This window comes from Winogradskyella sp. Asnod2-B02-A (genome assembly GCF_045063645.1).
Taxonomy (GTDB): domain Bacteria; phylum Bacteroidota; class Bacteroidia; order Flavobacteriales; family Flavobacteriaceae; genus Winogradskyella.
In genome coordinates, this window is record NZ_JBEFOG010000026.1 from 791,367 (window position 1) to 803,605 (window position 12,239).

General features: G+C 32.0%; 11 protein-coding genes. 3 read left to right on the plus strand and 8 right to left on the minus strand.

All coding sequences use genetic code 11. The features are described 5' to 3' along the window. Window positions 1-5: 5 nt before the first annotated feature. The 6 genes from ACJJVO_RS06945 to ACJJVO_RS06970 are packed head-to-tail and all read right to left on the minus strand — an operon-like array spanning window position 6 to window position 4,649. Window positions 6-212: a hypothetical protein gene (locus ACJJVO_RS06945; protein WP_405572125.1), complete on the minus strand. Its 207-nt coding sequence runs from the start codon at window positions 210-212 to the stop codon at window positions 6-8. 12 nt (window positions 213-224) lie between these two features. Beyond that, a complete protein-coding gene (locus ACJJVO_RS06950; protein ID WP_405572127.1) occupies window positions 225-1,007 on the minus strand; it encodes a (Fe-S)-binding protein in 783 nt (260 codons plus the stop codon). A 9-nt stretch (window positions 1,008-1,016) separates the two neighbouring features. Next, a complete protein-coding gene (locus ACJJVO_RS06955) occupies window positions 1,017-1,199 on the minus strand; it encodes a hypothetical protein (protein ID WP_405572130.1) in 183 nt (60 codons plus the stop codon). A 2-nt stretch (window positions 1,200-1,201) separates the two neighbouring features. Continuing rightward, window positions 1,202-2,515: a 4Fe-4S dicluster domain-containing protein gene (locus ACJJVO_RS06960; RefSeq protein ID WP_405572132.1), complete on the minus strand. Its 1,314-nt coding sequence runs from the start codon at window positions 2,513-2,515 to the stop codon at window positions 1,202-1,204. Window positions 2,516-2,528: 13 nt separating this feature from the next. Continuing rightward, complete coding sequence (locus ACJJVO_RS06965) at window positions 2,529-3,476, minus strand: MlaD family protein (RefSeq protein WP_405572135.1); 948 nt, start codon at window positions 3,474-3,476, stop codon at window positions 2,529-2,531. A gap of 54 nt (window positions 3,477-3,530) precedes the next feature. Further along, window positions 3,531-4,649 carry an N-acetylmuramoyl-L-alanine amidase gene (locus ACJJVO_RS06970; RefSeq protein ID WP_405572137.1) on the minus strand — a complete coding sequence of 373 codons (1,119 nt, stop codon included), beginning with the start codon at window positions 4,647-4,649 and terminating at the stop codon, window positions 3,531-3,533. 112 nt (window positions 4,650-4,761) lie between these two features. Here ACJJVO_RS06970 and ACJJVO_RS06975 point away from each other — a divergent pair, with 112 nt between their 5' ends. Then, window positions 4,762-7,533, plus strand: a complete 2,772-nt coding sequence (locus ACJJVO_RS06975) for a putative LPS assembly protein LptD (RefSeq protein ID WP_405572140.1) — start codon at window positions 4,762-4,764, stop codon at window positions 7,531-7,533. Between the two features lie 209 nt (window positions 7,534-7,742). Then, entirely contained in the window at window positions 7,743-8,123 is a 381-nt protein-coding gene (locus tag ACJJVO_RS06980) for a RidA family protein (protein ID WP_405572143.1), read from the plus strand. Between the two features lie 39 nt (window positions 8,124-8,162). On the opposite strand, the gene ACJJVO_RS06985 is transcribed toward ACJJVO_RS06980, so the two are convergent. Further along, window positions 8,163-9,305, minus strand: a complete 1,143-nt coding sequence (locus tag ACJJVO_RS06985) for an acyltransferase family protein (RefSeq protein ID WP_405572145.1) — start codon at window positions 9,303-9,305, stop codon at window positions 8,163-8,165. Between the two features lie 164 nt (window positions 9,306-9,469). On the opposite strand from ACJJVO_RS06985, the gene ACJJVO_RS06990 reads away from it, so the two are divergent. Further along, window positions 9,470-10,240: a TIGR02757 family protein gene (locus ACJJVO_RS06990; RefSeq protein ID WP_405572147.1), complete on the plus strand. Its 771-nt coding sequence runs from the start codon at window positions 9,470-9,472 to the stop codon at window positions 10,238-10,240. Between the two features lie 64 nt (window positions 10,241-10,304). Here the strand turns inward: ACJJVO_RS06990 and ACJJVO_RS06995 are convergent, their stop codons facing one another. Then, the gene (locus ACJJVO_RS06995) at window positions 10,305-12,200 is read right to left on the minus strand and encodes a peptidase M61 (protein WP_405572150.1); all 1,896 of its coding nucleotides are present in this window, start codon (window positions 12,198-12,200) and stop codon (window positions 10,305-10,307) included. Between the last annotated feature and the right edge of the window lie 39 nt (window positions 12,201-12,239).

Sequence of the window (12,239 nt, forward strand, 5' to 3'; positions counted from 1 at the left end):
TTATATTAATCTTTCTTTTTTGTGATTTTATGTCTAAATGATAAACTCATAAAGAATCCGAAAAACAAACCACCAAATAAATATTTTAAAAGTGAAAAAGAATGATTGTCAAAATAATCAAAAACAGCTAAAGAAGATGCAAAAAACAAACCACTAAATATACCACCAATTACCCTCTTTTTTAATGGTAATTTTTCAATATTGTTTCCCATTACTTTATACTATTATGCATCAGCAATTAACTCCGCAATATCCATCACTTTAATATCTGCTTCTTTTTCTTTAAATTTTACACCATCTGTCATCATGGTATTACAGTATGGACAACCTGTTGCAATGATTTCAGGTTGTGTTTCTAAAGCATCTTCGGTTCTAAGGACATTAATTTCCTTATCACCTGGCTCGGCATCTTTAAACATTTGTGCACCTCCTGCTCCACAACATAAAGCGGTTCCTTTATGTCTTTTCATTTCAATTAAAGTTGCATTGGTTTTTTTAAGCACATCTCTAGGTGCTTCATAAACACTATTTGCTCTACCTAAATAACATGGGTCATGAAATGTAATGCGCTTGCCTTTATACGTATTGCCATCTAAAGTTAAACGACCAGAACTTATTAACTCTTCTATAAATTGTGTGTGATGAATAACATCGTAATTACCACCAAGACCAGGATATTCATTTTTTAGACAGTTAAAAGAATGAGGATCACAAGTTACGATGCGCTTTACTTCATAAGCATTGAGCACTTCAATATTCATAACAGCTTGCATTTGAAATAAGAATTCATTTCCTGCACGTTTAGCCACATCACCTGTATTACTTTCTTCAGTTCCTAATACTGCAAAATTTACGTTTGCTTTGTTTAAAATCTTTACAAAAGCCCTAGTGATTTTCTTTGCTCTATCATCATAACTACCAGCAGAACCTACCCAAAATAAAATTTCTGGTTGCTTGCCTTCTGCCATCATTTCTGCCATAGTTGGCACTTTTAGTTGCTCGCTCATGTTCTTTAATTATTGTTTCTTATAAGTTACAATTAATCCTAAACCAATACCTAGCAATCCGCCAGCTATAAATCCACCAAAAAATCCTGTTTCATAATTCCAAATAACAAAAAATGAAATCAGTGACAAAATCAAAATTAAGATTCCTAGTTGAAGTCTATATTGTGGTTTTAATTTTAAAAGATAACTCATATCTATTCATCTTTCCAATTTAAACGATCCATTTGGTTATAAGGCCATGGAGCACCATTGTTTTCAATATTGGTCATCATGTTATTTAATTCCATTGGTGCTGCACTTTGCTCCATTACTAAATAACGACGCATGTCCATAATAATAGATAAAGGATTAATACTCACAGGACATTCCTCTACACAAGCATTACAAGTGGTACAAGCCCACAATTCTTCGTTTGTGATATAATCGCCTAAAAGTTGTTTGCCATCATCTACAAACTTGCCTTTATTAATATCTATATTTTTCCCTACTTCTTCTAAACGATCTCTCGTATCCATCATAATCTTACGAGGCGATAATTTTTTGCCAGTAAGATTTGCAGGACATGCAGACGTACAACGACCACATTCTGTACATGTATATGCATTGAGAAGTTGCACTTGTGTTAAGTCCATAACATCACTTGCTCCAAATTTTGCTGGTACTTCATCTTCTGCTGTCTCAGCTGGTGCAGCATAAGGATCTGCATCTGGATCCATCATTAACCTTACTTCTGCTGTTACTGCTTCTAGATTATTGAATTTTCCTTTTGGCTCTACACTGCCGTAATACACATTTGGAAATGCTAAAAGAATATGTAAATGTTTTGAGAAGTATAAATAATTTAAGAATACAAGAATACCTACAATATGAATCCACCAAGCAGCTCTTTCAATAGTATGTAATGTTCCTGCTGAAAAACCATCGAACCATGGTGCAATAAATTGAGAAATTATATTCCCTGAATCCATGATCTGAAATGTTGTATCTGTTGCATTCATCACCAAGAACAAACACATTAATACGACTTCAAAATAAAGAATAATATTACCATCACTCTTTGGCCATCCTTTCATTTCAGAACTTAAAAAACGTTTTACTTTAATTACGTTTCTTCTCATCCAAAATATAATTACAGACACTAAAACTAAAAGTGCTAAAATCTCAAATGATCCAATTAAAAAACCATAAACGGATTCTGGTAAGATTGATGCACCTATTCTGTGTGTTCCAAAAAGGCCATCGATAATAATCTCTACAACTTCAATATTTATGATAACAAAACCAACATAGACAATAACATGTAGAAAACCAGAAACTGGTCGTTTTACCATTTTACTTTGCCCTAAAGCTATGTTGACTACGTTTTTCCAACGCTCAGAAGTATGGTCACTAGCATCAACTTTGTGACCCAATTTAATGTTACGGATAAGCTTTTTTACATTACTAGCAAAATAGCCAATACCTGCGATTAAAATAACTGCAAAAATGATATTTGGTAAATATTCCATATTTTGGAAGGGTCTAATTATTATTTAATTCTGCTGCTGTAGGTTCCTCATAAGGAATCTCTTTTTTAGATAAAATACGTCTGTATCTAGCAGGATGTAATTTAATATCTAAAAGTAATAACTCTAATTCTTTAGTTGCATTTTCTAAGTTATCGTAAAGTGCATCGTCTTTTAATAATTTCCCCATCGTTCCTTCACCAGATTCTAAACCAGATGCTAATTGATTGAATTTTAAGATCATTTCATCTAAATTCTTAACCGTATTGGCCAAATTAGCTTCATTTAAACTTTTAATTAAAACAGCTAATTCTGAACTTGTTTTATCAAAGTTCTCTAACATAGAAGCAATTTTCTCATCATTCTTTCTAATGAGATCATTAGCTGAAAATGCTACATTTTTGAAAGATTTTAAAGTTGAATTTAATTCTGCTATGGTTTTTTTCAATCCTTCATCAGAATCGTCTATTACCAAATTGTTTAAACTATTAACTAAAGTATCTGCCGATTTAAGTGTTGTACCTAAATCATTGCTTATACCAGAAAAATCATCACCTAAAGAACTGATGACACCATCTTTTACTTCAGATAAAATAAAATCACCTGGTTGCGCAGTATTCCCATCTGCAGCATCAATTATAGCTAAGGCACTACCTCCCATTAACCCAGTTTGGTATAATCTTACCATACTGTTTTTAGAGAATTTTAATTTTGGAGTTACTGAAAATTCGACTATTGTTTTACCTGAATCAAAATCATAATCAATAGCTTCTATTTTGCCTATTTTATTACCTTTTATCGTTACAGGAGACGACATCGTAAGACCATTATAATCAAACTTTGTATAGTAGTTATTAGAACTCGTAAATAAATCTTCTCCTTTTAGATAAGTAAATAAAAATATAAAAAGGGCGATACCAGATAAGACTAATATGGCTGTTTTAATTTCTCTTGAGATTTTCAATGGGCTTTTCTTTGGTTTAAAACAAAATTAGGAATAAATATATTAATAATAATTTTAATCTTTAGCAGATTTCAAAGCCTCTGTCATACTAATTCTTTTACCTCCTTTAAATGCGACAATAAATGCTCCAGAATAACCATTTTGCTTCGCTTGATCTTGAAGTCGGATCACCTTATTATAATCTGAAGTATTTCCACTATAATATTTATAAATCTTACCTGTATGTTCGCGTGAAATATCAGAAAGTCCCTTAAAGTTATAAGATTTAGCCTCTAACTCTCTAGAACTTGCCGCAATTTGAACTTTAAAAGTAACACCATCTATAATTCTTGGTTCACTTTCTTCTTCATCTACTACCTCTTTTGTTTCAGCAAGCATAATATGACTTCCTACATTTAGATCGAGTTCTTTTTTATAATCTAAAATAGCAGTTTTAATAGCGCTTGCCATTTTTGACTGTCCTGCCTTTGTATTAAGATAACTGCCTTCACTTTTGTTGGTTAAAAAGCCAACTTCTACTAAAACACTTGGCATGTAAGTATTACGAATAACCAATAAACTTGCTTGTTTTAACCCTCTACTCTTTCGTTTAGCATTACTGATAAAGTTATCTTCTATCTTGCGAGCTAAAACAATACTCTGCTCAACATAGACTTCTTGCTCTATACCTATAGCAATTGAAGATTCTGGCGAACTAGGATCAAAGCCTGCATAATTCTCCTCATAGTTTTCCTCTTTAAATATAACTTCATTTTCACGCTTTGCAACTTCAAAATTACGGGCTGTATTTTTTTCTCCCAAAACAAAAGTTTCAGTTCCACTAGCCTGAGAACTATGTGCGTTACAGTGAATAGAAACAAATAAATCTGCATCTGCTTTATTGGCAATATTGGCACGTTCGTGTAATTCTACAAAGACATCGGTTTTCCTGGTATAAATAACTTTAATATCAGCATTCTTCTCTAAAGCTTTACCAACTTCTAATGTTACTTTAAGCGCAATATTTTTTTCACTGTGCCCATTACCTACATTACCAGAGTCATGTCCTCCATGTCCAGCATCTAAAACCACAACAAACTTTTCTTCTTGTGCATGCAAAGTCGCGTAAGATGTTAAAGATGTTATAAATAAAAGGACTAATAATACTATTATATGTTTTTGGTTCGTTTGCATATTCAAATTAACGGTTTATAAACTCGGTTTATTACTCATTTTCAATAGTTACAGTTAATATTTTCAACTTTATGATTATATATAAATTAATCACAAAAAAATAGCTGTACTTTTGGCGATTCAAAAACCGAGCCATACTTTTACAAAAATACATTTAAAAGCATTGCGTACAAATAGCTTACACATACTTTTTGCTTTGAGTTTTACAGTGTTTATCAACACTTTTAGCTTCGCACAAGAATTACCAAAAAAGAACGGCTCCATACCTGCTGAACAGGTAAAGGATTCTACTACGATTATAATGGATTCTATTGCTAAACCCTTGGTTAACATTAAGGCCATTGACTCTACCAAAAAAGATTCCACAAAAAAAGAAGGCTTTTTAACTGATGTTGTAAAATACAAAGCTTCAGATTATGTATCCCTTAGTCAAAAAAAGAAAAAGATTTATCTATATAATGAAGCCGAAGTATTATATAAAGACATGGAGATTAAGGCTGGTATAATTGTTATTGATTATAGCAAAAACTTAGTTTACGCAGGTCGAATAAAAGATTCTACCGGATATTCTCAGCGACCCGTTTTTACACAAGGAGAAAATGTCATTGAACCAGACTCTATTGTATTTAATACCGAAACTAAAAAAGCTTTAGTATTTAATTCTAGGACAGAACAACAAGGATTTAAAGTGTATTCTCCAATTACAAAAAAAGAGAATGATTCTGTTTATTTTATGAAAAACGGAAAATTTACAACCGCTGAAAGTGAAGAAGATCCAGAATATCAGTTTGTAACTACCAAGATGAAATTGGTGCCAGACAAAAAAGTTATTGTTGGACCAACTTATATGGAGATTTATGGAGTACCAACTCCAATTGCATTGCCTTTTGCGTTTTTCCCTATGACTAAAAAGCAAACCTCAGGTATTATTTTCCCTTCCTTTGGAGAAGACAATAACAAAGGTTACAATTTGCAAAATGGTGGTTATTATTTTGCAATTAGTGATTATTTAGACTTAGCTGTATTAGGAGATTATTATACTAATGGAAGTTATGGTTTACGCTTAGAAAGTAACTATGCTATGCGTTATAAATATAGAGGAAATGTAAGTTTTAGATATGAAAACTTGCTAAATGAAGAACGAGGCTTCCCTGATTTTAGCCAAAGTACAATTTATAACATAAGATGGTCGCACAGTCAAGACACCAAATCTAATCCAAACTCGCGTTTTTCAGCATCTGTAAACTTAGGTAGTAGCACATATTTTCAGGAATCTATTAACCAACTGAATCAGTCTAATTTTTTAAATAACACCTTAGCATCTTCTGTCTCTTATTCCAAAACATTTGCAGGAGAACCACAAGTAAATTTAAGCTTAACAGCAACGCATAGACAAAACACAAACACTGGAGATATTGATTTAACCTTACCTACATTACAAATGTCAATGGGTAGAGTTTATCCATTTGCTCCTAAAACAGGTACAAAAAAAGGTATTATTGAGAATATTAACTTCCAACTAACCACCAGAGGTGAATATTCTATTAGTACTACAGATTCTATATTTGGTAAAAGCGAAATGTTTGATGATGCCCAAACAGGCATGAAACATAGTATTCCTATTACTACTAATTTTAAGGTTTTCGATCATTTTAGTGTAAGTGCCAATGCTAATTTAGAAGAAACTTGGACACTTAAAACCATTAAGAAATATTACGACCAAACATTAGAAGAAGCTGTAACTTTAGATCAAAACGGTTTTGATCGTTATTTAACTTATAATGTAGGAGCAAGTATTGGAACTACTGTTTATGGTATGTATAATTTTGAAGAAAAAGGTGAGGATAAAAAAATAAAAGCGATTCGTCATGTAATGCGACCTTCTATTAGCTACTCTATTAGTCCTTCTTTTGATCAGTACTACGAAACTTATGATGTTATTGATGCAGATGGAACCACCAGTGACCAAGTAGAATATTCACGCTTTCAAAACTCACTTTACGGCAGTCCTGGCAATAATTTTTCTAGTAGTGTTGGTTTTACTTTAGGTAATAATATTGAAGCAAAAATTAGAGCAAAAGACTCTACTAAAACAGAACCCGAAAAAATATTTATATTAAACAACCTAAATTTTTCAACAGCCTACGATATAGCTGCAGATTCATTAAAGTGGAGTCCTGTTCGTGTTAGTGGAGGTACTCAAATTTTAAATAAAAAAATGAGTATTAATTTTGGGATGACACTAAATCCTTATGCTCTAGATAGCAATAATAGCGTTATCAACACATTTAACATTAATAATGGAGGTAGCTTGTTTAGATTAACATCTGCTAATATAAATATGAGCTACACGTTATCTAATGATAGCTTTTCTGGTAAGGATAGCGAATCTGATTCTGATAAAGCTTCTTCAAAAGAATCTGGGCGTTCTGGAGGCCGAACAGATGATTTGTTTGGTAAATCTCAAGATTTCGCAGATCAACGGCTTTCTGATAATGATAAAAACAAGGATGGCAAAAACGAAAATAACGAGTTCTACAATTACAAAATACCTTGGAGTTTAAGATTGGCTTATTCCGCTAATTACACAAACACAAGGAGGGACAACACCATATCATCACATTCATTAATGTTTTCTGGAGATGTAGATTTATCTCCACGATGGAGCGTTGGTGCATCTTCTGGTTACGACTTTTTAAACCAAGGTTTTACGTATACACAATTACGATTTGAACGTGATTTATTAAGCTGGAAAATGAACTTTTCATGGATTCCCTTTAGTGAGCGTAGCTCTTGGAATTTCTTTATTGGTATTAAATCTAGTCTTCTTAAGGATTTAAAATACGACAAACAAAAAAGACCAGATCAACAAGTTGGAAATTAAAATGACCTTAAAGTGTCTAATTTTCGCCTAAAAACACAATATTCCCGAGGTATAATAACTCCATAGCTTTTCCTTTTTTATATATACAAACAAGCCTTTTCAATTGTTAACAACAGCATATTATTGCACTTGTTGAAATGAAATTGTATTACTAAATTTGTGTGACGTTTAACTTAAAAAATGATTCCTATTTTAATGGGAACTAAAAGATGAAAAAAATCATAAACACAACAAAAGCGCCAGCACCAATAGGACCATACAATCAAGCTGTTTTAGTGGGAAACACACTTTACACTTCTGGACAAATAGCATTGCATCCTGAAACAATGGAATTGGTATTAGAAGATATTAAAACTGAAACGAAACAAGTTATGGAAAACATGAAAGCCGTTTTAGAAGCTGCTGACATGACGTTTGAAAATGTTATTAAATCATCCATATTTATTAGTGACATGAATAACTTCAAACAAATAAACGAAGTTTACGGTAATTATTTTGATGAAGCCACTGCACCTGCTAGAGAAACTGTTGAAGTAGCTAATTTACCAAAATTTGTAAATGTTGAGATTAGTATGATTGCTATTAAGTAATATTTAATCTCCGTTAATAGATTGCTTCTATTTAGATATTTATTGCCTTAGCTTTTTTCTAAAAAATGCTCTCCAATTTATAGCTTCTAAATTTGGCAGTAATGGTCCATCTTGCCTTGGTCTTCCAAATAATTGTGGAACATACTTATTTAACGCATTTATTATTGGATAGCACACCAATAAAGATAGTATTGAAATCACTAATGCATAACCTGTAATTTGCCACCATATGCCATTATCTGGATACAAACTACCTAAATATTTATTAATAAATGCATAGAAGATACCATTTAGCCCAATTAATATAAGAGTGTTTTTTCCAATAAAGTCAAATACTTTATTAGATTTCAATATTATGGATAAACTAATAATACCAAGTATTCCTAAAAAGGATGATATTATAAACCATAATAAACTACCATACTGAGCATAAATCATATTAACATTAAATCCTTCAAAAGGATTATTAATATTATAAGTAAAAAACAGCCCTACAAAACCCACGAAAACTAATGGTATAAATGCCCATTTAGCAGCAGTCACAAGCTTATTTATATAGGGATATATTACATAGCCTAAAAGATAAAAACCAATTGCAATAATTGCAGTATGGATAAACCACACATTTTTATCAATACCTGTTAAAGCCGCAAATTGTTCTACTCTATTACTAATTATAACGCCACTCACAAGAAACACAAACCCGATAATAAACAATGCAAATGGCTTTTTAAATATCGTTGTAATTGCAGCAATTATAACCTCTGCCACAAACAAACACACTAAAAACCAAGTAATAATATTTAATTGCGGATTACCTCTACCATAACTCAATAGTTGCTTTGCAACAGTTCCTAACTTTAGACTATCATAACTAATAAAATTATAAATTAACCACAATGGCAATGACAATAATGCAAAAGCAAAAACGGGCAATAGACGTCTAAGAAAAAGTTGTTTAAATTTTAAACTAAAACTCGTAACCGGTTTAAAATAAAATCCCGAGATAAAGAAAAACAAAGGCATATGAAATGCATAAATATACTTATGCTGCAGAAAAGCAATATCATTAGTTTCAGAATATAGGTTTTTCACAAAATGTCCGTAAAAAACTAAAAACATTCCAATGGCTTTGGCTGTGTCTACCCACTCTATTCGAGACTTCGATTTTTTATTTAACATAGTAATAAGAGAATCATATAATTACCTTTAAGACTAAAAAAAATAAAAAACATGAAGTCTTAACATGTCATCAAAAGTAATTAAGCAAACATAAAAAAACAATACGTAGTTTTACGTATATAAAATTAATTACTTTATTTTTAATTTTAAAATTACTCACCTCCTTGAAGCTCAAAAAATCAGAACTTAAAGAATTCCTCGATGAAAAGGTAGTTCTCTACAATAATCCTAAATTTATTGATAGCGACCCTATTCAGATTCCACATCAATTCTCAAAAAAAGAAGATATTGAAATCGCAGCGTTTTTAGCGGCTACAATCGCCTGGGGAAATAGAAAAAGCATTATAAAAAATGCTAACCAAATGGTAGAATTATTAGACCACTCTCCATTTGAGTTTATTTCGCAACATCAAGAATCTGATTTAGAAAAATTGAGCCATTTTGTGCATCGTACATTTAATGGTAACGATTTTATACAATTCATTAAAAGTTTAAAAAACATTTATACCAATCATAATGGCTTAGAGTCTGTATTTTCAAAATATGCTCAAAGCGATTCACTTCAACATAGTATTCATAACTTCAAGAAAGTCTTTTTTGAACTTCCACATTTAGAACGCACAGAAAAACATGTAAGTGATCCGCTAAAAAATTCGGCAGCTAAACGCATTAATATGTATTTACGTTGGATGGTGAGAAATGATAATAATGGTGTTGATTTTGGCATTTGGAACTCTATTTCTCCGGCTCAACTTAGTTGTCCTTTAGATGTACACTCTGGCAACGTAGCCAGAAAACTCGGCTTACTAAAACGAAAACAAAATGACGGGAAAGCTTTAGCTGAATTAGACAAAGCATTGCGCCAATTAGACCCTAAAGATCCCGTAAAATATGATTTTGCCTTATTTGGCTTAGGCGTTTTTGAAGGGTTTTAAACTTTTTAGCAAATAAAAAAGGCTTCCAAATTGGAAGCCTTTTTTATTAATAATACTCTATAAATTATCCTTTCAACCAAGCTGCTCTCAGTGCTTTCTGCGCTTCAGTAGCATTTTCGTCTTCAACAATTCTTTCATCAGCTGCATACGCTTTTGTCAATGTTGCTTTAATTAGTACTGGCTTTCCATCACGTTCTAAATCCATTGTGATTTCTTGTCCTTCTTCCCATGCAAACATACCACCAATAACACCTTGTGCATTAGCTAATGTTAAATCTGTTCCGTTTACTTTCTTTATTACATCACCAGCTTTAACTCCTTGAGATTTCCAAAAAGAATTCTTTTCAGCCATTGGAGAAAAGAAAATAATTCCTTTCTCTTGGTCACCATCGAAAATAACATTTTGTCCACCTGCAAATATGTAATTAGTTTCAACTTGAGTTTCTCCCATTTTTAAACCAACCATTGCAAAAAACTCATTATAGTTAATTGGTACATCACCTTCTACATGCGTTTTTAAGAACTCACCAACACTTGGATACGTCATTGCCGTAATTTCAGCAATCAACTTATCATCTTCAAAAGGCTTTTCTTTTCCATATTTTGCAGATAACTCTTTCATTAATGATAGCATACTTCTATTCCCATCACTTTCTTTTCGCATTAAAATATCAATACACATGCCCATCAATGCACCTTTCATGTATACATTGTAATATTGAGAAGCATATGGTTCGTTCAAAACGTTTTCACTCATAATAGTAAAACTCATAGCATCGTCTAGACGTCGCGTTGAGATATCTATTTTAGACTTCATAGTATTATAAAAAGTAGCTTCGTCTACTAAACCTTCATGAACCTGAAAATGTTGAGCAAAATATTCCGTTACACCTTCATACATCCATAAATGCTTGGAGAATGTTGGCTTGTTGTAATCAAAATAATGAATATCTTCAGAATGCACAGATAATGGAGTTACAATATGAAAAAACTCATGCGAAACAACATCTATCATTGAAGCTTTAAGATCTTCTAAGCTTTCATTTTCACCAAAAACAGCCACTGTAGACGTGTGATGCTCTAAGGCACCAAAACCTTTTGGGGACTCCTCATCACCTCTAGACAAATACACATAAATATCATAACGTGGTGTACTATTTACATCACCTAAATATTTTTTTTGAGCTTCCATCATTTTATAAACCGTCTCCTTTAAACTTGCTGCAGTATGCTTACCTGTAGGAGAATAAAGACTTAAAACAATTTTAATATCACCAACCATAAATTCTTCAACATCCAATTTCCCGTACATCATTGGGTTATCCGTAATATCAAAATAACGTTGCGCAAAATAACTGCTCGTTAATACTGTACCATTTTCACTAGACTTTACACCTTTATCCTCTAAAGCAGAAGTTCTAACAAAATTAGCTGGTGCAGTAACATCTACTGCATATTGACTATTCTTTAAAGAATCAAAATAACCAATAAATCCATGAAGATTTAATACAAAATTATCAGCTTCAATATTTGTACCTGCTGGCGAAAATGGCTCTTCTCCTCCTATTGCACCACTCGTTTCGGTATCAAAAGTATCATTAACGTAATATTGAATTTTATCTAATTTGGTAGCATCCTTAATAGTCCAAGTATTAACATCTACTTTAGTTGAAGTTAATTCGTTACCATCATAATCTAAGGCTTTAAAATCATCAACATACTTTCCGAAATCACTAACAGAATAGGTTCCTTGAACAACTCTAGGCAATCTATAAGTTGCAGTTTCAGTAGTAAATCTACCAGGATTAATGGTAACTGGAACTCTATCATTATTAACCGCTGTTAAATCTAAAGCTGTAACAATAGGATTGCTAACGGCTAAATCATCGACGCTCTGTTTTGCAGATCCACAACCTACTAAAACGATACCTAAGCCAAGAATGGCTAAATAATTCTTCATGTTTAAATTTTTAATTTTTTAATTTTTTAATAAGACGCA

Excerpts from the sequence above, each read along its gene's own strand:
- ACJJVO_RS06995 (WP_405572150.1), bottom strand. The coding sequence starts at position 12,200 with ATGAAGAATTATTTAGCCATTCTTGGCTTAGGTATCGTTTTAGTAGGT.
- ACJJVO_RS06955 (WP_405572130.1), bottom strand. The coding sequence starts at position 1,199 with ATGAGTTATCTTTTAAAATTAAAACCACAATATAGACTTCAACTAGGA.
- ACJJVO_RS06980 (WP_405572143.1), top strand. The coding sequence starts at position 7,743 with ATGAAAAAAATCATAAACACAACAAAAGCGCCAGCACCAATAGGACCA.
- ACJJVO_RS06950 (WP_405572127.1), bottom strand. The coding sequence starts at position 1,007 with ATGAGCGAGCAACTAAAAGTGCCAACTATGGCAGAAATGATGGCAGAA.
- ACJJVO_RS06985 (WP_405572145.1), bottom strand. The coding sequence starts at position 9,305 with ATGTTAAATAAAAAATCGAAGTCTCGAATAGAGTGGGTAGACACAGCC.
- ACJJVO_RS06960 (WP_405572132.1), bottom strand. The coding sequence starts at position 2,515 with ATGGAATATTTACCAAATATCATTTTTGCAGTTATTTTAATCGCAGGT.
- ACJJVO_RS06970 (WP_405572137.1), bottom strand. The coding sequence starts at position 4,649 with ATGCAAACGAACCAAAAACATATAATAGTATTATTAGTCCTTTTATTT.
- ACJJVO_RS06945 (WP_405572125.1), bottom strand. The coding sequence starts at position 212 with ATGGGAAACAATATTGAAAAATTACCATTAAAAAAGAGGGTAATTGGT.